We start from the raw sequence: 24,465 nt of genomic DNA on the forward strand, positions 1-24,465 counted from the left end.
AGTGTTCAGTGTTGGAATAAATAAAAAAGTTTTCAGTCGCAGTTTTCAGTTTTCAGTGTTGGAATAAATAAAAAAGTTTTCAGTCGCAGTTTTCAGTTTTCAGTGTTGGAATAAATAAAAAAGTTTTCAGTCGCAGTTTTCAGTTTTCAGTGTTGGAATAAATAAAAAACTTGTAGCTTTGAAATAGAAAAAAAATACTCTAGCACTACGGGACTGAAAACTGGGACTGAGACTGTAAACTAAAAAAATATGGATTTCAAAGAATTATTAGCCTATCAAAAATCGTTTCAGTTGGCAATGGCTATTTTTAAAATATCTAAATCATTCCCCCAAGAAGAAAAATACTCTCTAACTGATCAAATTCGCCGTTCTTCTAGAAGTGTTGCTGCTAACATTGCGGAAGCTTACAGAAAAAGACGCTACCCTAATCATTTTGTAAGTAAATTAACGGATAGTGATGGCGAAAATTCAGAAACCAATGTTTGGCTGAATTTTTCTTTAGAATGTGAATATCTAAATCTTGAAACCTTTAATGATTTGAATAATCAAACTATTGAAATAGGAAGACTAATCAACTATATGATTAATAATCCTGGGAAATTTGGTTGCGAAGGGAAATAGTTTTCAGTCGCAGTTTTCAGTTTTCAATGTGGGAAAGAGTAAAAAAGTTTGCAGTCACAGTTTTCAGTATTTAAATAAATAAAATATTTTTACTATAAGTATTACAAAACCGAAGACTGAGACTGAGACTGAGACTGAGACTGAGACTGAGACTGAGACTGAGACTGAGACTGAGACTGAGACTGAGACTGAAAACTTCGACTGCGACTGAACACTTAAAATAAAGTTTGTAGTTTAAAACAAAAGTTGTAGTTTTGCACCCAAATTCAGACCAACCTCTGGCGAAGTACGCGAATGTTGATTTGATAAAAACCATAATAAAAAAACATCATGGCAGATTTAATGAAATTCGTTCAAGACGAATTCGTAACAAGAAAAGATTTCCCTGTATTTGGAGCTGGAGACACAATCACGGTTTACTACGAAATTAAAGAGGGTGAAAAAACAAGAACACAGTTTTTTAAAGGTGTTGTAATTCAAAGAAGAGGTTCTGCTAACACAGAAACTTTTACTATCCGTAAAATGTCAGGAGCTATTGGAGTAGAGCGTATCTTCCCAGTAAACTTGCCAGCTTTGCAAAAAATTGAAATCAACAAAAAAGGTGCAGTTCGTAGAGCTAGAATTTTCTACTTCAGAGAACTTACTGGTAAAAAAGCTAAGATTAGAGATAAAAGAAGATAGTTTACTATTTCTTGAAGATAAAAGCCCCAACATTGTTGGGGCTTTTTTTTTGATAATTTTATGCCCTTTAAATTTTCAATTTAAAAAATAAAAGCTACTAAAAATATCAAATTCAGAATATGGGACACAAAAACTTCAAAGTTGTTTTTTATATCTAAAAGCAACATTAATTACAGCTGATTTTCATATATTTGTGAGCCTTATTTTAGTCGGTATAATTATCTTTAAGGCCTAATGAATAGTGATTTAGATTAAAAATAAAAAAATGACACAAAAAGCAAAAATTTTTTACACACTGACAGATGAGGCTCCTTTATTGGCTACTTATTCTTTTTTACCTATTGTTCAAGCATTTACTTCTACTTCAGACATTGAAATTGAAACGAGGGATATATCGCTTGCAGCACGAATCTTATCTAATTTCCCTGAATTTTTGAAAGAAGATCAAAAAACAGGAGATGCTTTATTAGAATTAGGAAAATTGGCCACTACTCCAGAAGCAAACATTATAAAATTACCGAATGTTTCGGCCTCTGTACCGCAATTAAAAGCGGCAATTGCAGAATTACAATCTCACGGTTACGCCTTGCCTGATTTTCCGGAAGATCCGCAAAATGAGGAAGAAAAAAATAGTAAAGCTAAATACTCTAAAGTTTTAGGGTCTGCAGTTAATCCTGTTTTACGTGAAGGTAATTCAGATCGTAGAGCACCAAAAGCAGTTAAGAATTATGCTAAAGCCAATCCACACTCTATGGGTGCTTGGTCTGCTGATTCAAAAACACACGTAGCTTCTATGGAAAGCGGTGATTTTTACGGAAGTGAAAAATCAATTACCGTTTCAGATGTTACCGATGTGAAAATTGAATTCGTTGGTAAAGATGGAGCAAGTACAGTATTAAAAGCAAGTACTCCATTAAAATCGGGCGAAATAATTGATAGTTCAGTTTTAAATATAAACGCCTTAAAATCTTTTGTAGCAAAAACAATCAAAGAAGCTAAAGAACAAAACATCTTACTTTCGGTTCACTTGAAAGCAACCATGATGAAGGTTTCCGATCCTATTATTTTTGGTGCAATTGTAGAAGTATATTTTGCAGTAGTATTCGAAAAATATGCTACTTTATTTGCCGAATTGAATATCGATACTCGCAATGGTTTGGGAGATGTGTATGCAAAAATTGCGGGACATCCTATGCAAGCCGAAGTTGAAGCTGCCATAAATCAAGCCATAGCCAATGGACCCGCTTTGGCTATGGTAAATTCGGATAAAGGAATTACCAATCTTCACGTTCCTTCAGATGTGATTGTAGATGCGTCTATGCCAGCTATGATTCGTACTTCTGGACAGATGTTCGACAAAGAAGGAAAGCAACAAGATACCGTAGCGATTATCCCAGACAGATGTTATGCTGGTGTTTATACTGCAACCATTGATTTTTGTAAAAAACACGGTGCTTTTGTTCCAACTACAATGGGAAGTGTTCCAAACGTAGGTTTGATGGCGCAAAAAGCAGAAGAATACGGATCACATGACAAAACTTTCCAAATGCAAGGAGATGGAGTGGTACGTGTTGTTGATGCAAACGGAATTGTTTTGATGGAACAAGCAGTCGAGAAAAATGATATTTTCAGAATGTGCCAAGCAAAAGATGCTCCAATTCAAGACTGGGTAAAACTAGCCGTAAACAGAGCGCGTTTGTCTAGTACTCCAGCTGTTTTCTGGCTGGATGACAACAGAGCACACGATAGAGAATTGATCGTTAAAGTAAAAAAATATTTAAAAGAGTACGATACTACTGGTTTAGATATTCAAATCTTGAATCCAATTGAAGCAACCAATTTTACATTAGAAAGAATCATCAAAGGATTAGATACGATATCGGTAACTGGAAACGTATTGCGTGATTATTTAACGGATTTATTCCCAATATTAGAAGTAGGAACTTCTGCAAAAATGCTATCTATCGTTCCTTTAATGAATGGTGGCGGTTTATTTGAAACTGGTGCAGGTGGATCAGCTCCAAAACACGTGGAGCAATTTATACAAGAAGGCTATTTACGTTGGGATTCTCTAGGTGAATTTTTGGCTTTAGGTGCTTCATTAGAGCATTTAGGACAAACGTTAAACAATTCTAAAGCGATTGTTCTAGCAGAAACACTAGATGTGGCTACCGAAAAATTCTTGGCAAATGATAAATCACCTTCCCGTAAAATTGGTCAAATTGACAACCGTGGATCTCATTTTTATCTAGCAATGTATTGGGCAGAAGCCTTGGCAGCTCAAGATAAAGATGCTGATTTAAAAGCAATTTTCGCACCTATCGCGGCTGAGTTTATCGAGAATGAAGCCAAAATCAATGAAGAATTGATAGGAGCTCAAGGTAAACCACAAACTATTGGTGGTTATTACCAACCGAATCCAGCATTAACAAATAAAGCAATGCGACCAAGTGAAACTTTTAATGCTATTTTATCTAAAATTGATGTTTTGGCAAAAATCGCTTAATCAAATCGCTTACTTTTATACAAAAGACAACTGGAAACAGTTGTCTTTTTTTGTTCATAAAAAAAACACCTCCTATTTTATAAGAAATGGTTCTTTTTAATTGGTTTATCCCATAATTAGACAGGAACATGATTCCATTTCTCAGCGATTTTGGTGAGGTTGGCTCGCTGTAAATCATCGGGGGTCATTGCAATTCTAAATTCGCAATGGGCTTCAAAATTCAAAAACCACGGTTCTGCAATAGCAGGAACGGCAGAAGCATCAGGAACTTCAACAAACATGACTGCAGATCGACTTCCTTCTTGTTCACAAAAATAAACGCTTTCAGGTTTGATGTCATCAATTACTCGACCGATGATTTCACCCGCTGTACCATTTCTAACCATTGAGTTAAAAGGCTCAATAGGAAAGATAACATTAACTAACATTTTCATTGTAATAGGATTTAAAGTTAATAGGTCTAAAGATACAGAATAATTTAATCACAAAACAATATAACTACCTGATAATTAGCACTTAAATGTGTTTTCATATAGTGGTAATGTTGCTGGATAGTAAAGATCTTTAATTCTATATAATGTTGTGCATTTCATTTTTTATCCATTAAATATTCGAACCCTAATAGAATAACTAAATTTCCAAATCATCAAATTTTCCCATTCTCTAATTAATTTCGTAAATTTGCACCTTAATAAAAAATAAACACAATGGAAAACGGAATATACGCTAAATTCAACACCGCAAAAGGGTCGATTTTAGTAAAACTAACACACGATTTAACACCAGGAACTGTAGGGAACTTTGTAGCTCTTGCAGAAGGGAATATGGAAAACAAAATTAAACCTCAAGGAACTAAATTCTATGACGGATTAAATTTTCACAGAGTTATCCCAAATTTCATGATTCAAGGTGGTTGTCCTCTTGGTACAGGTACTGGAGATCCAGGGTACAAATTTGATGATGAATTTCATCCTTCTTTAAAACACGACCGTCCAGGAGTACTTTCTATGGCAAATTCTGGTCCAGGATCAAACGGGTCTCAGTTTTTTATCACGCACATCCCAACAGATTGGTTGGATAACAAACACACTGTTTTTGGTCACGTTATCGAAGGACAAGATGTTGTTGATGCGGTTGAAGGGAATGATATTCTTGAAACTCTTGAGATTATCAGAGTTGGTGAAGAAGCTCAAAAATGGAATGCTATTGAAGCTTTTGTTGGATTGAAAGGGGCTCGTCTTAAACGTGATGCAGTTTTGAAAGCAGAGTCAGAAGCAAAAATGGAAAAATTAGCGGCTGGTTTCGAAAAAACAGAAAGTGGTTTGCGTTACCAATTCATCCAAAAAGGAGACGGTAAACAAGCAGAAAGCGGAAAAACTGTTGCTGTTCACTATGAAGGTTCATTAGAAAATGGTAAAGTTTTTGATTCTTCTTACCCAAGAAAAAAACCAATCGAATTTAGATTAGGTCAAGGTCAGGTAATTGAAGGTTGGGACGAAGGTATCGCTTTATTAAGAGTAGGAGACAAAGCACGTTTTGTTATCCCATCTGAATTAGGGTACGGATCTCGTGGTGCAGGAGGAGCAATTCCACCAAACGCTACTTTGATTTTCGACGTAGAATTAATGGAAGTAAAATAACTGAGTGACAATGGTTCTTTAATGATCAGTGATTATAGAAAACATTTATCATCTATTCGATCTTTACCCAAATTAAATTATTCCAACAATATTGAAAGCAATATAAAAAAACACAAAATTGGAATGTATAACTTGACCGAAGAACGAACAAGATAACTATTACACAACCTCCTAAAAAAACCAAATCAGTACAAAATAGTATAATAGCAGCCTCGTTTAATTAATTTTAGACGAGGCTGTTGCTTTATTTAAAACTTAAAATCAAGAAATTACTGTTCAGCAAAGTGTCTTTTTATAATAAGCACTTTTATTGCAGTTTAATTCTACTATATTTACTTTCTAATTAACAAAAATCGATTCGTTTAGAGACTTAAACGAACTGACTTTGTGCGCAATTATCATAAAAAATGGACTTATATTCAGAATATTATGTGAGTAAAAAATGCGAGAGATTTGTAAATAAAATTTGGTGCTTGGATAATAGTATTGGAGAAACTACGATCGAAAACAAATTAATAGTACCTAATGGTTGTTTCAATTTAGCCATTGTAAGCGGTAAATCTATAGAAGTTCATACCAGTAAGAAAAAGTATGCAATGGATAACGGTTTTTATTTTTGTTCCCAAATGACCAATACCGTTTTGGTCAATATTGAACCTAAAACTAAAGTTACAATAGTTCAATTTCACGCTTGGACGATTTCGATGTTTCCAAATTACAATTTAAATAATTTCAGCGATTCAATACTTAAAATAAACCCAAAAGACTTGCCGTTCAAAAACATAATTGAACCTACTTTAGATAGTAACACTTCCGATTTATTAGATTGTATGAATAGCTATTTTGAAGAATTATCCTTTTTAAACCCCAATAAAAATGTAATCGAAAAAATATGTGAAATGATTCAACTTTGCAATGAAGAAATTATTGTTTCTGAAATTGGAACAAGTTTGAATTCCTCTCAAAGATTATTGCAAATTAAATTCAAAAGTGCCACAGGGCTTACTATTAAAAAATACATCAAGATTCTGAAATTCAGAAAATCCATAGATCAAATGGTCAGTTCTAATCTAGAGAGGCTTAACCTAACCAATATTGCTCTTAGTAATCAATATTTTGATCAATCTCATTTTATAAAAGATTTTAAAGATGTAACAAAAATAACACCCAAGATGTTCAATCCCGATTTGTATTTTCTTTCAAAAAAAAGATGACGTTTCGCTTTTTTACAATTCTTTAAACAAGGATTGAGTTAATATTGTAGCATCAATAACATCAATCACTCAAAAATGAATCAATCAAAACAATCCGTTCTCCAGTTAAAAACAGTTTTAATTGCAATTTTATTTTTTTCTATACAAGCAGGATATTCTCAAGTGGAAAAGAATTCAGAATTATTTAAAACCATAATTTTAAAAGACAGTTTACTTTTCAATGTAGGTTTCAATACTTGCAACATCAGTCAGTTTGAAAACTTATTAAGCGAAAAATTTGAATTTTATCACGACAAGGACAGTATTTCCAACAAGAAACAGTTTCTTCACAATCTCCGAAATGGGTTATGTATTTCACCTACAACCTATCAATCCAGAAGAGAATTATTACCCGAAAGCACGGAGATTTATCCGCTTTACAAAAAAGATAAACTTTACGGAGCCATCCAAATTGGAGTTCATCAGTTTTATGAAACAGTAGAAAAAAGAAAAGAAGTATTTGGAAGTTCAGCCAAATTCACTCATGTATGGCTTCTGGAAAATGGAGTTTGGAAACTATCAAGATCATTAAGTTACGACCATCAGGTTCACTTGCTTGACACAACAACATCATCCATTTTTGATAATGATACCGAAATCGAAAAATGGCTTACCGAAAATAAAGTTCCAACTTTAGGAATTGGAGTCATCAACGATGGGAAATTACAACAGGTAAAAGTATTTGGCGCATTAAAAAAAGGAGTCAGCGCCCCTTATAACACAATATTTAATGTGGCTTCGTTAACCAAACCAGTGACAGCGATAGTCACTTTAAAATTAGTGAGTTTAGGAAAATGGAATTTGGACGAACCAATTTACCATTATTGGATTGACCCAGAGATCGCTAAAGATCCAAATCTCAAAAAATTGACCACAAGAATTATTTTAAGCCATCAAACTGGTTTTTCAAATTGGAGGGGAAACAACAAAGACGGAAAACTACATTTTGAATTTGAACCTGGAACTAAATATCAATATTCAGGCGAAGGGTTAGAATATTTGCGAAAAGCATTAGAGCATAAATTTCATAAAACGCTCGACCAATTGGCAAATGAATTAATTTTTACGCCGTTGAAGATGAATGATACCGAATTCTTTTGGACTAAAAAAACAGACGAAAGCAGATTTGCAATTGGCTATGATAACAAAGGAGCTGCATACGAAACAAAAAAAAACACAACCGCAAACGCTGCAGACGATCTATTGACAACCGTTGAAGATTACGGAAAATTTTCAGTAAGTGTTCTAAATGGTGAAGGATTATCCGAAAAAGTTTTTGATGATATGATAACCAATCAAGTAGCAACGAAAAACGGAAAACATTTTGGGTTGGGTTTTGAAATCTATACTTTAGGGAATGGAGAAATAGCACTTTCACATGGTGGTGCAGACAACGGAGTTCAAACCATTTTTTTCTTATTTCCTAAATCAAAAAAAGGGTTAATTATATTTACAAACGTTGACGATGGTTACAAAGTTTATGAAAAATTATTAACTCATTATCTAGGTGAAAGCGGAAAAAAAATAATTGAAATAGAGACAAAATAATAAGAAAAACACAAAAACAACATAGCAACAACCTCGTTTAAAGACTTTTAAACGAGGTTGTTTTTTACTTCAAACTTAGAATTAAGAAATTTCCGTTTTTCAAGTTGTCTTTTTCTAATAAGTCCTTTTGTTGTAGTTTAATTCTACTATATTTGCTTTTTAACTCACAAAAATAAGTTCGGTTAGAGTTTTTTTTACAAACTGATGTTAGCTCTAATCTTGAAAAACCGTAATGGAAACAGAAAAAACAATACAAATACTAATTTATTCTCATGCCTTCTTTGGCGGAATTGCACTTATTTCGGGATTGGTATCATTAATTGCAAAAAAAGGAAAAATTACACATCGAAAATCGGGAAAATTCTTTTTCTATTCCATGCTCTCCTCAGCATTAACAGCATTGATAATCTCTATATTACCCAAACACGAAAATCCATTTTTATTTTCTATTGGAATTTTTAGCTCTTATTTTATCATAACAGGCTACAGAGCATTAAACTTCAAAAATAAAAACCCCAATTTAAAAACAGACATAATAATTTCTTGGATTATGGTAATTACAGCCATTTTGATGCTTTTATACAATCCAATTGTAAATCAAAAAATCAACATTGTTTTGACCGCTTTTGGAACTATCGGATTAATTTTTTCTATAAGAGACTTAATACTATTCAAAAAAATAGATAATCTAAATAAAAATTGGTTGAAACTACATTTAGGAAAAATGATTGGCGGTTATATTTCTGCAACAACAGCATTTGTAGTTGTAAATGAATTTTTCCCTAGTTTTTATGGTTGGTTTGTACCTGGAATAATTGGCGGGATTTACATTACCCACTGGATGAAAAAATTGAATAAAAATTCCTACTACCGGCAAGGGTAGCTATTCCTAAAAATCTAAATCAACACTAAAACTAATAACATAAGTTTAACACCCGATACCTTTCATGCTAATAATAAATCCATTTATTTTGCATGAAAATTCAAACAATGACTTCAAAGAAAATTACATTTTTATTCGTTCTATTGTTATCTACTCTACATTCATTCTCCCAAGAGAAATTCACGCTTAGCGGTACCATATCTGATGCCAACAGTAACGAAACCGTAATTGGGGTTAATGTTCTAATCCCCGAATTAAAAACTGGGGTAACTACAAATGAATATGGTTTTTATTCCATCACCGTACCCAAGGGGATTTACAAAGTTCAAATTACGTATTTGAGTTTTCAAACTGTTGAAGAAACAATAGACTTAAACAAAAACACCAAAAAGAATTTTAAACTTTCCAGCACCGAAAATGTCTTACAAGAGATCGTTATAAATAGTAACGACAGTAAAACCGAAAACAGGAAACCAGAAATGAGCGTCAACAAACTTTCTGTTTCTACCATAAAAAAGATGCCTGTTGTGCTTGGCGAAGTCGATATTATCAAATCGATACTATTACTTCCTGGAGTTACCAATGCGGGTGAAGCAGCCTCTGGATTTAACGTTCGTGGAGGTGGTGCCGACCAGAATTTAATTTTAATGGACGAAGCTAATATTTTTAATTCCTCTCACGTTTTTGGATTCTTTTCGATATTTAATCCTGATGCCATCAAAGATTTAAAACTCTACAAAGGCGGAATTCCTGCCCGATATGGCGGAAGGGCTTCTTCTGTTTTGGATATTTATCAAAAAGACGGAAATAGCAATAAATTTCACATGAATGGTGGAATCGGACTAATCACTAGCCGCCTTTTGGCCGAAGGTCCTATCGTAAAAGACAAAGGATCCTTTCTTATTGCCGGTCGTGCTTCTTATGCACATTTATTTCTGAAATTTAAGGAAGATCTAAAAGATGATGCGGCCTATTTTTATGATTTGAATGCAAAATTGAGCTATAAATTAAATGCGAACAATAACCTATACATGTCCGGTTATTTTGGTAGAGATGTCTTTCAATTAAGCAAAGCCTTTACCAATATTTACGGAAACACCACTTTTAACACCCGCTGGAATCATCTGTTCTCAGATAAATTATTTTCCAATTTATCTCTGATTTACAGCGATTATTACTATGGCTTAGATCTAGATTTTGTTGGTTTTGAATGGAGATCAGGCATTAAAAACTTTAACATCAAATACGATTTCAGAAGTTATGTATCCGATAAATTAAAATTGAATTATGGTGTAAATGGTATTTATTACGATTTCAACCCTGGAACAATCAGGCCTTCTAGCCCAGATTCAGGAATCAACTTTGATCAATTAGAAAAAAAATATGCTTTTGAACCCGCCATTTACATCAATGCCGAACAAAAGGTTACTGAAAAGATTGACATCAATTACGGATTACGCTACAGCTTATTTTACAACGTTGGAACTTCGACTGTAAATTTGTATGAGAATAACAATCCAGTACTGTTTAATTCTCAGTTTCAAATCTATGAAAAAGCAACTCCTATTGGTACAAAGTATTACAATAAAAATGAAGTTGTCAAAAGCTTCGACTACTTAGAACCGCGTTTAAGCGTTAATTATCAGCTCAACGACAACCAATCCTTTCAGGTAAGTTACAACAGGATGGTACAATATTTACAATTAATTTCTAATACATCCTCTCCTACTCCATTGGATGTTTGGACGCCAAGCGGAACCTATATAAAACCACAAATTGCAGACCAAGTAGCGATAGGTTATTTTAGAAAATTCAAAGAAGGAGCCTATTCAGCCGAGGTGAGTTCTTTTTACAAAGAGGTTCAAAACAGATTGGATTATATAGACGGAGCCAATCTAATTGCTAATGAAGCTATTGAACAAGTTATTTTAAACGGGCAATTGCGATCGTACGGTTTAGAATTTATGTTCAAAAAGAACGAAGGAAACCTAACTGGATGGATTTCCTATACCCTTTCAAAATCAGAACAAAAAACCCCAGGCAGAACAGCCGGAGAAACAGGTATAAACAACGGACAATGGTACAATACCGTTTATGATAAAGTAAATAACTTAGCGGTAACCGGATCTTATTATTTGAATCCGAAATGGACATTTGGAGCCAACTTTATTTACCAAACTGGGCAACCAACCACGTATCCTAATGGGCAATACGAATACCTTGGAATGACTATCCCAATTTACGGATTGCGAAATGAAAACCGACTACCATCGTTCAACCATTTGGATATTGCGGCAACATTAACCCCAAAACACGATGCCAATAAAAGCTGGAGAGGCGAATGGGTTTTTAGCATTTACAATGTCTATAACCGAAAAAATGCAGCCTCAGTAGGTTTCAGAGAAAATGTCGATACCGGTGCAAACGAAGCCGTAAAAACATCTATTTTTGGAATAGTACCTGCAATAAGCTATAATTTTAAATTTTAAAAAAACACAGTTGTTTATAAAACATAGAAAAAATGAAAAAATTAATTATACTATTCCTAGTTATCAGCTCTTTCTTTTTTACAAGCTGCGAAGAAGTTATTCAGGTTGATACAATTACGGCTCCACCCCGACTGGCTGTTGAAGCAGCCATTAACTGGCAAAAAGGAAGCGATGGAAACATTCAAACCATAAAATTAAGCTCGACAGCAGGGTATTTTGAATCCAAAATCCCTGTCGTTTCAGGAGCTGTCGTTTATATTAAAAACAGTTCTAACACCGTTTTTAATTTTATAGAAACCCCGAAAACAGGAATCTACACCTGTTCTGATTTTATACCCGTAATAAACGAAACCTACACCTTAACCATTACAACTAATGGACAAACTTACACCGCGACCGAAACCATGCGTTCAGTAGCGCCAATTACCAAATTGATTCAAAATGACAAAGGTGGATTTACAGGAAAAAACATAGAGGTAAAAGCATACTATAATGATCCAGCCGATGAGGACAATTATTACATGTACCGTTATGAATATAAAAATCTAAAGAAAACGGACCTATATACTAGCGAAGACCTCTTTTTTAACGGGAACGAATTTTTTAGTGTCACACAAAATGACTCTTTAAAAGTCGGCAATAAAATCAACATTACGCACTTGGGTATTTCAAAAAGTTATTTCAATTACATGTCTATCATTATAAGCTTGGCGGGGGATAATGGTGGCGGGCCGTTTCAATCTCCTCCTTCAACGATAAGAGGCAATGTAGTCAACACCACCAATCCAGAAAATTATCCTTTAGGCTATTTTTCGGTAAGCGAAATCGACGCTAAGGAATACACTATTCAGTAAGAAGCAAGTGATTTTAGATTTTAGATTTTTCATACATTTACAGCAAATAAGAAAACTAACAGTTTTTAGTTCTGTCCGATTTTTTACAATTCAAAAAATCTAAAATCTAAAATCTAAAATCTAAAATCTAAAATCTAAATGTCTTCACACCATATTGTTCGCGACGACCAAGAACCTGCTTTAATAATTGCAAACGGAGCCGCTTGTCACCCAGAATTACTAGGGCAATTACTAGAATGGTCGCCTTTGGTTATTGTTTTGGACTCAGCCATAGAACGTGTTATGGAACTTGACATAAAAGTCGACGTATTATTGGGTGATTTTGATAGAGGGTTTGATCCCGAAAAGTACCAAACTTCTCAATATCCATTAGAGATTGTCCATACTCCCGATCAAAACAAAACCGACTTAGAGAAAGCCTTTGATTACCTTATCGAAAGAAAAATTCCCGCCGTAAATGTCGTTTGGGCGACTGGTAGAAGAGCCGATCATACAATAACGAATCTCACGAATATCGTTCGTTATAGAAATTTAATAAAAATCGTTATTCTAGATGACCATTCCAAAATATTTTTGTTGCCCAATAAATTTGAAAAATGGTACACTGCAGCTACTCCTATTTCGTTAATACCCATTGGAGTTGTCAGCGGAATATCTTCTAAAAATTTAGTCTATCCTTTAGAAAACGACACACTCACCATGGGTTATAGAACCGGCAGTAGTAATGCCGTCTCCAATGATGGAATCGTTACCATCATTCACACTGATGGCGATTTGCTATTGATGGAATGCCTGGATTAGCAAAACTCATGCGTTTACCCTGTAGTTCTACTGTTTACAAGAAAGGAATCACTATCTTTGCACCGAAATTTAGAAAATGAAATCTACAAAGAATACCGAGAAAACAAATTTACATCCAAGGAATCTACATCGATTTGGATATGACTTTGAATTATTAACACAAAACAATCCCGAATTAGGAAAATTTGTTTTTGTTAATGAACACAACATAGAAACAATTGATTTTAGTAATCCTGATGCCGTAAAAACGCTTAATAATTCTTTATTAATTACTGACTACGGGATTCAAAACTGGGATATACCAGAAAACTTTTTGTGCCCTCCAATTCCCGGTAGAGCTGATTACATACACTATCTAGCCGATTTATTGGCAACTACAAACAATGGCGTAATTCCGCAAGGAGAAACAATTGTAGGTCTGGACATTGGTATTGGTGCCAATTGTATTTATCCTATTCTTGGAAATGCCATTTACGGTTGGTCATTCGTAGGCACTGACATTGATGAAAAGGCGATACAAAATTGCAAAAAAATCATAGAGCAAAACCCAAAATTAATAGAAGCCATCAGTTTACAATTACAAGTAAACCCGCGTTTTATTTTTAAAAACATAATTGAGCCCGAAGATAAATTTACATTTACTATCTGCAATCCTCCTTTTCATTCTTCACCAGAAGAAGCTACGAAAAGTACGGTTCGAAAAGTAACTAATTTGGTACCAAATGCTCCTAAAACCGCAAAACCGGTTCTTAATTTTGGCGGTCATAATGCCGAACTTTGGTGTGAAGGTGGAGAACTCGGTTTTATCAAACAAATGATTTACGAAAGTGCCAAATACCCAATGCAATGTCTTTGGTTTACCACATTAGTATCGAAACAATCCAACTTACCCACTATTTACAAAACACTAAATAATGTGGCGGCCATTCATAAAACCATAGACATGGCGCAAGGTCAAAAAAATAGCCGTATCGTTGCTTGGACTTTTATGACTGAGGCACAACAGAAAGCTTGGAAGTTTCAAGAATAAACGTTTTTAAGTTTAGGTTTAAATACCTCTTAAATCTCTTCAAATAGTAATGAAAAATGATGTACTCTAATCATTTTTCATTATACAAAATTATTTATTTTACCCATTTGCAATTTAAAATTGGCTTAATACTTCTGATATATTGAGAGTATTAAGCCAATTTTACTTTGGTTTACACCCGAACAATTAGACCAAAACGCACTAAGGAAATATATTGACTTTAATAATTAAATCTACCATTTGACTTCTGAAATTTAGTTTTCGAACTGACGAGTTTGTTATGAAATCTTAAAACAATGTCATTTCCTTAAGCTTGATTTTGTCATTTCGACGAAGGAGAAATCACATAACGAAAGCTGCGTGTGATTTCTCCTTCGTCGAAATGACAAAAAATGACAAACATTATTCCCTTAAGGAAACGACATTAAATCTCAAATAATATTTCCCTTCATGAAACCATTACCAAAAAATCCTTGTTTTTAACACTAAACACTATAAATACCTAAAAATAAACGCACAATAGCACCTACATTGTCTTTTTTAATTGTAATTTATTCATTAATCGATAAAAAAAAACTAAGTTTATCAAAATTTTGCATTGAAAAACACCAACTAATCCAAACCAAATTGTGGAAAGTCAAATATTAAATACCAGCAAAATAGATGATTCCGCCCTTTGGAGTTGTATAAAAACGGGAAATGAAAAGGCTTTTTCTACACTTTTCAAAAAGTACTATCCCCATTTAATCCGCTATGGAAATTCGTTTATTCCTTTTCCTGAAAGAGTGCAAGATTGCGTCCAAGATGTTTTTACAGATATTTGGATTTATAGAAATAAACTAAATAATGATGTGGTTGTAAAAGCCTATTTATTATCAAGTGTTCGCAAACGTATTGCAAGATCACAAGAACGGGACCATATTTTTCGCAAAAGCACTTCTATGGATTCCGTAAATTTTTTGTTTGATTTCTCTATCGAACATAATCTTATTGCCGATGAGACTACAACAGCCAAAGTCTCGCATCTCAACAAACTAATTAATGATTTGCCTGCCCGACAAAAAGAAGCTTTATATCTTCGTTATAACCAAGGACTTACCGTAGATCAAGTTGCTGACATTTTGGATGTTAATTATCAATCGGCAAATAATCTTTTGCACCGTGCTTTGTTAAGTTTACGCAAAGAATGGAAAGGAAATACCTCTGTTGTTCTTCTTTTATCATTGCCTCTTTTCTAATTTTTTAAAAAAAATATAAATTTAGTGAGTATCCTTTAAAAAAAATGTCCTCTATGCTTTTGTAACCTTTTTTTTTGATGCAACAGCGTAACAATTATACAGAAATAGAAGAATTTTTAGACGACGAATCGTTTAAATCATGGGTGCTTTTTGATGAGAATCATCAAGGTTGGGAAGAATGGACTTTAGAAAATTCAAGTCGTGCCAAACTCGTAGAAGAAGCACGACTATGGGTATTGGCGATGAAATTTCCAAAACCCGATTTATCGCATGAAGCCGTTCAATCAGCCCTAGAAGCCACTTGGGGGAAAATTGAAAAAAGAAGAAGCAACAAACCAGTAACAAAACTTTGGAAAAACCATTGGCTTAGCCGAGTTGCAGCCATTTTGGTATTCGGTCTTTTGTCCGGTTGGTTATACAACAATCACATTGCTTCTACAAAATCAGTGCTTACCTACAATGAACTAATCAATAAAACTGAGGAAGGTCTGGTTGAACAAACAAACAATTCAGATAAACCACAAACAATAACCTTATCGGACGGTAGTTCTGTATTATTACAGCCCAATAGCAAACTGAGTTACCCTAAAATATTTGTTGGAAACGAACGAAAAGTGTACTTATCCGGTGAAGGTTTTTTTGAAATAAGTAAAAATCCAGAAAAACCATTCTTTGTATTTGCCAATGAGATTGTTACTAAAGTTGTTGGCACCAGTTTTAGAATAAAAGCATACGCCAATCAGCCAAATGTAGAAGTGGTGGTTCGTACAGGTAAAGTTAAGGTACGGTCTAACCAATTAATCGCAAACTCAAAAGACGAATTGATTGTTCTGCTTCCTAATCAAGCACTACGATTCACACGTCAGAATCTAACTTTTAATAAAATTACCGACATAACACAAGATGAGTCTTTAAGTCATTCAGCAAGCAATATTGAACAATTGGGATTTGAATTTGCAGATATTCCTGTTTCCCAAATTTTTAAAACCATTGAACAAGCTTATTTGGTAAAAATTGATTTCCCACAAGCAAAATTAAAAGACTGTTATCTTACAACGTCATTAGGAGATCAGCCTTTGCCTGAAAAACTCAAAATCATTTGTAAAAGCCTTGGAAATAATACCAGTTACGAGATGAATGGAAACCAAATTATTATTATGTCAGATGGATGTAACTAACCCTATTTTGCCTATGAATTAAAGTCTAAAAACAAAAAAACGCCGAAAATGCTGTAACATTCTCGACGTCTTGAATTAAATCAATTACTTCTCTGTAAAGAATAATTGCTGTGTTCCACCAATAACCAATCTAAGAATATTAATAAAACCAACCAAAACTATGAAAAAAACGATTGTTAAACAACGATTACTCCTCCGAATTATGAAAATAACCTTATTCCAATTTGTCCTCGCACTTGTTTTTTCAAGTGTTGCGACAGCAAATGATATGAGAGGACAAAAAAAACTAGACACAAAGATATCTGTTAGCCTTAACGATTTGAGCTTGGATCTTGCGTTAAACAAACTTGAGAAATTAGCAAATGTGAAGTTTTCCTATAATTCGAGAATGACACAATTGAACCAAAAAGTGAGTATCAATGCCAATAATGAAACATTGTCAAGTGTGCTCACTCGCATTTTGAAACCCCTTAAAATTAATTATACCGAAGTAAGCAATCAAATTGTTTTGCAAAAGGAAACAAATCAAAAAGTAGGGATTAATGGAGTAGTTTTGAGTATGATAGACGAAAATCCTGTAAAAGGAAAAGTAGTTAATGAAAAAGGAGAGCCATTATCAGGCGTAACCGTACTTGTAAAAGGGACACAAACCGGAACAAGCACAGACGTTGACGGTAGTTATACCATCAGTGCAAAAACAGGAGATGTTTTGCAGTTTTCGTATATTGGTTTAGAGACCAAATCGGTAACAGTAACAGGAGACACGGTAAATGTTACGCTAATAGCTAGTGGCGAAGTACTTCATGATGTTGTAATCGTTGGATCTCGTAATCCTGCCAGAACCGTAACCGAATCTGCTGTTCCAATTGATGTAATTAACATGAAAGATATTGCTTCGCAAGGACCACAAGTCAACCTGAATCAAATCATGAACATGGTTGCTCCTTCATTTACCTCAAACACCCAAACCGTTGCAGACGGAACTGACCATATAGATCCTGCACAGTTAAGAGGTTTAGGACCCGACCAAGTTTTGGTATTGGTAAACGGAAAAAGAAGACACACTTCTTCTTTAGTCAACATTAATGGAACTCCAGGAAGAGGATCGGTAGGCACGGATTTGAATGCGCTACCAGCTTTTGCAATCGAAAAAATTGAGGTCTTAAGAGACGGTGCTTCGGCACAATATGGCTCTGATGCCATTGCGGGTGTAATCAATATCAATGCGAAGAAAAACACCAATAAATTTGATATTGCTCTTTTTGCCGGCAGCAACTTCTCTAAAAATGCAAACGATCACACTGGAGGAAATGACGGCAACAATTACCAACTGGACATGAACTACGGAACGGGTCTTGGTAAAGAAAAAAGTTTTATAAATCTGACCGGTAGTTTTCAGTTGCGTGACGCTACCAGTAGAGCAGGTGAAGAAACAAATACAATATTTAATGCCTACAACGCTGTTGAGCAAAGAGCTGCAGGTGCAGGAGTAAATATTAACTCTTTATTTGGCAATATTACGAATACACCAAATACAACAGAAATTCTTTCTGCCATAAAAACGTATGCCCCACAAGTGAGTTATTTTACAGCTGCACAACAAACAGCCATAAGCAATGCGAACACTGTAGGAGCCATGCAAACAGCATTAAACTTTGATGCCACAGCGGGAGAATTAGCCTATAGAAATCTTGTCAGAAAAGATTTTAACATGAATGTGGGACAGTCTTCTTTGCAAAGTGCACAATTCTTTTTGAATGCCGCTTATCCAATAACCGACAAGCTCGAAGTATATACTTTTGGTGGTACCAGCTATAGAACTGGCGAATCGGCAGGTTTTTACAGAAAACCCAACCAAGCTAGATCGTACACTGGTTTATATCCAAACGGCTTTTTACCAGAAATACATTCTACTATAAACGATTTATCTGTAGCTGCAGGTCTTAGAGGTAAACTATTTGGTAATTGGGATTTTGATTTAAGCAATACTTTCGGGAAAAACACTTTTGATTACAATATCGAAAATACCGTAAATGCATCTTTAAGAGAAAATTCTCCAACTAAATTTGATGCTGGAGGTTTAGGATTTTCTCAAAATACGACCAATTTTGATGTGACTAAAAAATTCGGAACATTAAACGTAGCTTTTGGAGCAGAATACAGACATGAAAACTATAAAATAAATGCTGGCGAACCATATTCATACAATAAATATGATATTAATGGTAATGTAGCTTCTGGTTTACCATCAGAAAACAACCTTCTGGTTACTGACTTTTTTGGTGCCGGAAGACCCGGTGGATCTCAAGTATTCCCTGGCTACAAACCAGTTAATGCCATTGACAAAGGAAGAAACAGTGTTGCTGTGTACGGAGATTTAGAATATGACGTAACCGATAAATGGTTGGTAAATGGAGCAATCCGTTATGAGAATTACTCAGATTTCGGAAATACAACCACTTATAAATTGGCATCTCGTTACAAAATAACAGAAAATATCAACTTACGCGGTGCCGTTTCTACGGGATTCAGAGCACCATCGTTACATCAAATCTATTTTAACTCGACCTCTACACAATTCGTAGGTGGTGTGCCATTTGAAGTTGGGACTTTCAATAATGATTCGCAAGCCGCACAATTATTAGGAATTCCTAAATTGAAACAAGAAGAGTCTCAAAGTGGAAGTATTGGATTTACGGCTAAGATTCCTGCTGCCAATATTACTTTTACAGCTGATGCTTATTACGTAAAAATAAAAGACAGAGTTGTTCTTACCGATCAGTTTTCTAGACCTGGTGGAACTCCAGCGCCAGGAACTCCAAATGATATCTTGAATGGATTATTTGATCAAGCTGGAGCAACAGCAGCAACTTTCTTTGCCAACGCCATTGATACTGAATCAAAAGGGATTGATGTGGTAATTAGTAATAAAGTAAATTTAGGAGAAGGCTTAACGCTAAAAAATGACTTATCAGGAACTATTTCCAACACAAAAAGAGTCGGTGATATTCACGCATCTCCTATTTTAGAAGCCGCTGGTCAAGTAAACAGATACTATTCTGAATCTAGCAGAATATACCTAGAAGAAGCTGTACCAAGAGTAAAAGCCAATTTAACCAATACGCTTACCTATAAAAAGTTTGATTTTTTCTTAAGAAACGTATATTTTGGCCAAGTTACTGACCCAAATACAGCTGATGTAAATGGTGATGGAAGAGTTGAAGGAGCCATAATTAATAATCAAGTAGTAGAGATAGAGCATCCTGTTTGGGGTGGTAAAGTTATTACTGATTTATCTGTTGGTTTTAACATTACCAAAGCAGCAAAAATTGTTATCGGCGCTAATAATATTTTTGATATTTATCCTGATACAAATACTACTAAACAAACAGTAATACGCCCTAGATTAGTATCTGGAGCTATTGATTATACAGCAGCACCATCTACTATTGATTTAACAAATAACGGGCAATTTATATATTCAAGAAATGTATCCCAATTTGGTCAAAACGGACGTTTCGTCTTTGCTAGATTGAGTTACAAGTTTTAATTGTTTTTTTTTTAGTATTAAAACCATCAGCTTTTGTTGATGGTTTTTTTGTGCTTAATTACCAATAAGTAATAAGAAAAATATGTTGTCGTATTTTATAATGATAAATTTCAGTAAGCATTGAGGTCTTTACTAAATCGAAATACGACATTATTTTATTTCTATTACTTATATCCTTTTGAAATAGAAAATGATAAGAATCAAATTAACAAATGTTATAAATATTTTGCCCACAAAATAATTAACTTTGCACTTCTGAATAAAAACAAATGAATTTCCAAGTCATATCCGAATACCAACCCAAAGGGGACCAACCACAAGCCATTGAAAAGTTAACTCAAGGCATACTTGCTGGCGAACAATTTCAAACTTTACTGGGGGTAACGGGGTCTGGAAAAACATTTACAGTAGCCAATGTCATTCAGGAAGTGCAACGCCCAACATTGGTCTTGGCACACAATAAAACCTTGGCGGCACAATTGTATTCGGAGTTCAAGCAATTTTTTCCCAATAATGCCGTGGAGTATTTCGTATCCTATTACGATTATTACCAACCCGAAGCATTCATGCCGGTTACTGGTGTTTTCATAGAAAAAGATTTATCTATCAACGAGGAACTGGAGAAAATGCGTTTAAGCACTTCCTCTTCCCTCCTCTCTGGTCGAAGAGACATAATAGTGGTCGCTTCTGTTTCCTGTATTTATGGTATTGGAAATCCCGTGGAATTTCAGAAGAACGTCATTGCCATCGAGAAAAACCAAATGATTTCCCGAACCAAATTATTACACAGTTTGGTTCAAAGTCTGTATTCCAGAACCGAAGCCGATTTTACTCCCGGAAATTTTCGTATAAAAGGCGATACTGTCGAAATATATCCGAGTTATGCCGATGATGCTTTTCGGATTCATTTTTTTGGGGACGAGATTGAAGAAATGGAAAGCTTCGATGTAAAAACGTCTAAAGTTATTGAGCGATTCGAAAAACTCACTATATATCCCGCCAATATGTTTGTGACTTCGCCCGATGTGTTGCAAAATGCAATTTGGGAAATTCAACAGGATTTGGTCAAGCAAGTCGATTATTTCAAAGAAATAGGCAAGCACCTTGAAGCCAAACGACTCGAAGAACGCACCAATTTTGATCTGGAAATGATTCGGGAATTGGGTTATTGCTCTGGAATCGAAAATTATTCGCGCTACCTTGACGGAAGAGAATCAGGTTCAAGACCTTTCTGTTTATTGGATTATTTCCCAAAAGATTATCTGATGGTCGTTGACGAAAGCCACGTAACCTTATCACAAGTACACGCCATGTATGGAGGCGATAGAAGTCGGAAAGAGAATTTAGTGGAATATGGTTTCCGCCTGCCCGCTGCAATGGACAACCGTCCTTTGAAATTTGACGAATTTGAGGCGATGCAAAACCAAGTTATCTATGTATCTGCCACTCCTGCCGACTATGAGTTACAAAAATGTGATGGTGTTTACGTAGAACAAGTGATTCGCCCAACAGGTTTACTGGATCCCGTAATTGAAATACGTCCGAGTCTAAACCAGATTGATGATTTGATTGAAGAAATTCAACAACGTTGTGAATTGGACGAAAGGGTTTTGGTCACTACTTTGACCAAAAGAATGGCAGAAGAACTGGCCAAATACCTGACGAAAGTTTCCATTCGTTGTCGCTACATTCACTCAGATGTAGATACGCTGGAACGCATCGAAATCATGCAAGATTTACGAAAAGGCATATTTGATGTTCTGATTGGAGTTAATTTATTACGCGAAGGATTGGATTTACCCGAGGTTTCATTGGTTGCCATACTCGATGCCGATAAGGAAGGTTTCTTGAGAAGCCATAGATCATTAACCCAAACCATAGGTCGTGCGGCTAGAAACTTAAACGGAAAAGCGATAATGTATGCCGATAAAATCACCAATAGTATGCAAAAAACTATTGATGAAACCAATTACAGAAGAACCAAGCAAATCAATTTCAACACCGAGAATAATATAGTTCCGCAAGCGTTAAACAAAAAAATAGAAAGTGCCTTTACCAATAATAAATTGGTAGAATATGAATTGGGGCATATTATGAATACTGCTGCAGAACCCGAAACGGCCTATATGTCTAAACCCGATTTGGAAAAACTCATTCGTGAAAAACGAAAAGCTATGGAAAAAGCAGCGAAAGATTTGGACTTCATGCAAGCAGCGAAACTTAGGGATGAGATTAAGGCTTTGCAAGGGAAGCTTTAGAAAAACAGATTATTGATTATGCAAACAAGCAAACAAAACCATTCACACCAAGAAAACTTTGTACTCAACTTAAAAGATTACAATCTCAAACCCATTAATTCAATTGTTCCTGAAAATGCCCCAATAATACTTGTGGAGAAATCATAGCATTGGAAGACGCTTTCATCAACTTAAGAATACGATTAGTTGCACTTGGATTTAACCCCATATTGATAGCAATTTGGCGAATAGCCTCTTCTTCTTTTTGGTGTAACACCCCATCTGGTTATTAATTCCACTAAACGTCTTGATTACGTACGTGAGGGATAGACGGAAGCTACCGAAGTAGCCCAGATAGCCCGACAGCATTAGGAAAAGGGGCCGAATAAGCGGAATCTAAAATAGGCCCTTTTTCCTAATGGTGGCACGCCCAAATAATTTTTCTATTTCTTTGAATACTCTTTTTCCATTTGGGTAATGATACTTTTTATAGCTTCGGAACCAATACCTTTGGCTTTGATGACTTTATTTTTGTCTAGGATAAACATAACTGGAGTGGTTACCACATCGTATTTTGTCTTGAGATCATTGATGTGAACCCCGTCATAAACATTGATCCAATCCAATTTATTGTCAATGATGTATTTGCTGTATTTCTCAAATTCATTTTGGGTATATACACTAAATACTTTGACATCTTTCTTCTCTTTGAGCAAATCGTGGTATATTTCAAGTATTTTCGGCACTTCTTTTTGACAATGTCCACAGTCTACATCCCAAAAAAGGAGAATCAAGTAATCCGCTTTTATACTGGACAAAGACACATACGTTTTTTCTATTTCGGGCTTATTGCTATAGTAGATTTTGGTAATTTCTTCGCTGGTTTTGGCGGTGTCAAAACCCATTTTCGCAATTTTATCATGAGCTGGAATATCTATCATATAGAGTTCAGGAGCTGTTTTCCCAAGTTGCAATGGCGCTAAAGTATTACCTCTATTTATGATAATTTCTATTACACTTTCGTCATAAACACCCTTAGCTTTTCCTGTTTTAAAATAATTATCAACCATATACACAAATACTTTGTCCATACCCATAATTTTAGGGATTTCGTAGGTTTGGGTAAAATACGCCAATAAAAGCATGTTCATTTTGGTGCCTTGCTTGGTTTTGAGCATCATGCGATCAATCTCCACACAAACCGAATCGGGCTGTTGCACGACAACGGTATTAAAATATTGCTTTATTTTATTGGTGAAAAACGGGTTGCGCAACATGGCATCATCCAGAAAACTGACTCCATCCCAAAAATGTTTTTTGTAATAGTTATAGGCAAAAACACTATCGGGCCTGCCGTTCGAAGCCTTGGGAATATCTTTGGCTACTTTATCGGTTTTTAAATTGATTATCTCCGAGAGATAGGCTCCTTTATTTTGAGCTATACAATTTACATCATTATCTAGAATAGCATCATTCAAAACTTTGTATTCTTTGGTTAAAAGCGATGTGGAATCCGATTTTTTTTGTTCGTTTATTGATTTTTTAAAACCTTCGAATTCTTTATTCTTGCTTGTTACAAAACGAATGTAGTTGAAGAAATTTTGATTTTGTTTGGAGTTAACCGCGGTCAAATTCTCTAACAAATTGGATTTATCCGAATTGATTTGTTGCTTTTGAGATTGCTCGTCTATTATAAAATCAAAATAACTACCTTTTGCCTGACTGAGTAAGAAATAAACTCCTTTGTCTAAATTTTTCTTTCCTTTGAAGACAATGTTTCCGTTGATCACTTTTTTGCAGGTGTCCGAGATATACAATTTGTCAAATTGATAAAAAGCCAGATAAGCAATGGTGTCTTTACAGTTCTTTAAATTAATCTTGATTTCATGCCCCGTTTGAGCTTGTGTGGTCATTAAACCAAAAAAGAGAACGAAACTTATTATAATTTTCTTCATA

Annotated in this window: 18 protein-coding genes; 15 read left to right on the plus strand and 3 right to left on the minus strand. The window is 34.8% G+C overall.

What is annotated here, in order from left to right:
• Window positions 1-249: 249 nt before the first annotated feature.
• The 3 genes from FNW52_RS05400 (at window position 250) to FNW52_RS05410 (ending at window position 3,808) form a co-directional block, all read left to right on the plus strand.
• The gene (locus FNW52_RS05400; RefSeq protein WP_143376442.1) at window positions 250-621 is read left to right on the plus strand and encodes a four helix bundle protein; all 372 of its coding nucleotides are present in this window, start codon (window positions 250-252) and stop codon (window positions 619-621) included.
• Window positions 622-951: 330 nt separating this feature from the next.
• Window positions 952-1,302: a 50S ribosomal protein L19 gene (gene rplS / locus FNW52_RS05405; protein ID WP_111409294.1), complete on the plus strand. Its 351-nt coding sequence runs from the start codon at window positions 952-954 to the stop codon at window positions 1,300-1,302.
• A gap of 265 nt (window positions 1,303-1,567) precedes the next feature.
• Window positions 1,568-3,808, plus strand: coding sequence for an NADP-dependent isocitrate dehydrogenase (locus FNW52_RS05410; protein ID WP_143376443.1), 2,241 nt, complete (start codon window positions 1,568-1,570; stop codon window positions 3,806-3,808).
• A gap of 116 nt (window positions 3,809-3,924) precedes the next feature.
• Here the strand turns inward: FNW52_RS05410 and FNW52_RS05415 are convergent, their stop codons facing one another.
• Window positions 3,925-4,242 (minus strand): panthothenate synthetase, encoded by a 318-nt coding sequence (locus FNW52_RS05415; RefSeq protein WP_143376444.1) that lies wholly within the window; start codon window positions 4,240-4,242, stop codon window positions 3,925-3,927.
• Window positions 4,243-4,515: 273 nt separating this feature from the next.
• Between FNW52_RS05415 and FNW52_RS05420 the strand changes: the two genes are divergently transcribed.
• The 12 genes from FNW52_RS05420 (at window position 4,516) to uvrB (ending at window position 22,530) form a co-directional block, all read left to right on the plus strand.
• Window positions 4,516-5,448 carry a peptidylprolyl isomerase gene (locus tag FNW52_RS05420; protein ID WP_143376445.1) on the plus strand — a complete coding sequence of 311 codons (933 nt, stop codon included), beginning with the start codon at window positions 4,516-4,518 and terminating at the stop codon, window positions 5,446-5,448.
• 407 nt (window positions 5,449-5,855) lie between these two features.
• Window positions 5,856-6,662 (plus strand): helix-turn-helix domain-containing protein, encoded by an 807-nt coding sequence (locus FNW52_RS05425; protein WP_143376446.1) that lies wholly within the window; start codon window positions 5,856-5,858, stop codon window positions 6,660-6,662.
• A gap of 75 nt (window positions 6,663-6,737) precedes the next feature.
• Entirely contained in the window at window positions 6,738-8,249 is a 1,512-nt protein-coding gene (locus FNW52_RS05430; protein ID WP_143376447.1) for a serine hydrolase, read from the plus strand.
• A 232-nt stretch (window positions 8,250-8,481) separates the two neighbouring features.
• Window positions 8,482-9,132 carry a DUF2306 domain-containing protein gene (locus FNW52_RS05435; protein ID WP_143376448.1) on the plus strand — a complete coding sequence of 217 codons (651 nt, stop codon included), beginning with the start codon at window positions 8,482-8,484 and terminating at the stop codon, window positions 9,130-9,132.
• Window positions 9,133-9,239: 107 nt separating this feature from the next.
• A complete protein-coding gene (locus FNW52_RS05440; RefSeq protein WP_143376528.1) occupies window positions 9,240-11,621 on the plus strand; it encodes a TonB-dependent receptor in 2,382 nt (793 codons plus the stop codon).
• Between the two features lie 32 nt (window positions 11,622-11,653).
• Entirely contained in the window at window positions 11,654-12,475 is an 822-nt protein-coding gene (locus FNW52_RS05445; protein ID WP_143376449.1) for a DUF4249 domain-containing protein, read from the plus strand.
• Window positions 12,476-12,613: 138 nt separating this feature from the next.
• The gene (locus tag FNW52_RS05450) at window positions 12,614-13,276 is read left to right on the plus strand and encodes a thiamine diphosphokinase (RefSeq protein WP_143376450.1); all 663 of its coding nucleotides are present in this window, start codon (window positions 12,614-12,616) and stop codon (window positions 13,274-13,276) included.
• Between the two features lie 76 nt (window positions 13,277-13,352).
• Window positions 13,353-14,306: a 23S rRNA (adenine(1618)-N(6))-methyltransferase RlmF gene (rlmF, locus tag FNW52_RS05455; protein ID WP_143376451.1), complete on the plus strand. Its 954-nt coding sequence runs from the start codon at window positions 13,353-13,355 to the stop codon at window positions 14,304-14,306.
• Window positions 14,307-14,935: 629 nt separating this feature from the next.
• Window positions 14,936-15,544 (plus strand): RNA polymerase sigma factor, encoded by a 609-nt coding sequence (locus FNW52_RS05460; protein ID WP_143376452.1) that lies wholly within the window; start codon window positions 14,936-14,938, stop codon window positions 15,542-15,544.
• A 77-nt stretch (window positions 15,545-15,621) separates the two neighbouring features.
• Window positions 15,622-16,722: a FecR family protein gene (locus FNW52_RS05465; protein WP_143376453.1), complete on the plus strand. Its 1,101-nt coding sequence runs from the start codon at window positions 15,622-15,624 to the stop codon at window positions 16,720-16,722.
• 160 nt (window positions 16,723-16,882) lie between these two features.
• Window positions 16,883-20,272, plus strand: coding sequence for a TonB-dependent receptor domain-containing protein (locus FNW52_RS05470; RefSeq protein WP_143376454.1), 3,390 nt, complete (start codon window positions 16,883-16,885; stop codon window positions 20,270-20,272).
• 269 nt (window positions 20,273-20,541) lie between these two features.
• On the plus strand, window positions 20,542-22,530 hold the full coding sequence (uvrB, locus tag FNW52_RS05475) for an excinuclease ABC subunit UvrB (RefSeq protein ID WP_143376455.1): 1,989 nt from the start codon (window positions 20,542-20,544) through the stop codon (window positions 22,528-22,530).
• A gap of 94 nt (window positions 22,531-22,624) precedes the next feature.
• On the opposite strand, the gene FNW52_RS20680 is transcribed toward uvrB, so the two are convergent.
• Both FNW52_RS20680 and FNW52_RS05480 read right to left on the minus strand, forming a co-directional pair.
• Window positions 22,625-22,786 carry a hypothetical protein gene (locus FNW52_RS20680; protein WP_185965924.1) on the minus strand — a complete coding sequence of 54 codons (162 nt, stop codon included), beginning with the start codon at window positions 22,784-22,786 and terminating at the stop codon, window positions 22,625-22,627.
• A 166-nt stretch (window positions 22,787-22,952) separates the two neighbouring features.
• Window positions 22,953-24,464, minus strand: coding sequence for a thioredoxin-like domain-containing protein (locus tag FNW52_RS05480; RefSeq protein ID WP_143376456.1), 1,512 nt, complete (start codon window positions 24,462-24,464; stop codon window positions 22,953-22,955).
• Window position 24,465: the final 1 nt, after the last annotated feature.

This window comes from Flavobacterium sp. ZT3R18 (genome assembly GCF_007097385.1).
In the GTDB taxonomy this organism is placed as follows: Bacteria; Bacteroidota; Bacteroidia; order Flavobacteriales; family Flavobacteriaceae; genus Flavobacterium.

What these genes read in the sequence shown, in the direction of transcription:
- FNW52_RS05400 (WP_143376442.1), top strand. Translation starts at nt 250, where the DNA reads ATGGATTTCAAAGAATTATTAGCCTATCAAAAATCGTTTCAGTTGGCA.
- rplS (WP_111409294.1), top strand. Translation starts at nt 952, where the DNA reads ATGGCAGATTTAATGAAATTCGTTCAAGACGAATTCGTAACAAGAAAA.
- FNW52_RS05410 (WP_143376443.1), top strand. Translation starts at nt 1,568, where the DNA reads ATGACACAAAAAGCAAAAATTTTTTACACACTGACAGATGAGGCTCCT.
- FNW52_RS05415 (WP_143376444.1), bottom strand. Translation starts at nt 4,242, where the DNA reads ATGAAAATGTTAGTTAATGTTATCTTTCCTATTGAGCCTTTTAACTCA.
- FNW52_RS05420 (WP_143376445.1), top strand. Translation starts at nt 4,516, where the DNA reads ATGGAAAACGGAATATACGCTAAATTCAACACCGCAAAAGGGTCGATT.
- FNW52_RS05425 (WP_143376446.1), top strand. Translation starts at nt 5,856, where the DNA reads ATGGACTTATATTCAGAATATTATGTGAGTAAAAAATGCGAGAGATTT.
- FNW52_RS05430 (WP_143376447.1), top strand. Translation starts at nt 6,738, where the DNA reads ATGAATCAATCAAAACAATCCGTTCTCCAGTTAAAAACAGTTTTAATT.
- FNW52_RS05435 (WP_143376448.1), top strand. Translation starts at nt 8,482, where the DNA reads ATGGAAACAGAAAAAACAATACAAATACTAATTTATTCTCATGCCTTC.
- FNW52_RS05440 (WP_143376528.1), top strand. Translation starts at nt 9,240, where the DNA reads ATGACTTCAAAGAAAATTACATTTTTATTCGTTCTATTGTTATCTACT.
- FNW52_RS05445 (WP_143376449.1), top strand. Translation starts at nt 11,654, where the DNA reads ATGAAAAAATTAATTATACTATTCCTAGTTATCAGCTCTTTCTTTTTT.
- FNW52_RS05450 (WP_143376450.1), top strand. Translation starts at nt 12,614, where the DNA reads ATGTCTTCACACCATATTGTTCGCGACGACCAAGAACCTGCTTTAATA.
- rlmF (WP_143376451.1), top strand. Translation starts at nt 13,353, where the DNA reads ATGAAATCTACAAAGAATACCGAGAAAACAAATTTACATCCAAGGAAT.
- FNW52_RS05465 (WP_143376453.1), top strand. Translation starts at nt 15,622, where the DNA reads ATGCAACAGCGTAACAATTATACAGAAATAGAAGAATTTTTAGACGAC.
- FNW52_RS05470 (WP_143376454.1), top strand. Translation starts at nt 16,883, where the DNA reads ATGAAAAAAACGATTGTTAAACAACGATTACTCCTCCGAATTATGAAA.
- uvrB (WP_143376455.1), top strand. Translation starts at nt 20,542, where the DNA reads ATGAATTTCCAAGTCATATCCGAATACCAACCCAAAGGGGACCAACCA.
- FNW52_RS05480 (WP_143376456.1), bottom strand. Translation starts at nt 24,464, where the DNA reads ATGAAGAAAATTATAATAAGTTTCGTTCTCTTTTTTGGTTTAATGACC.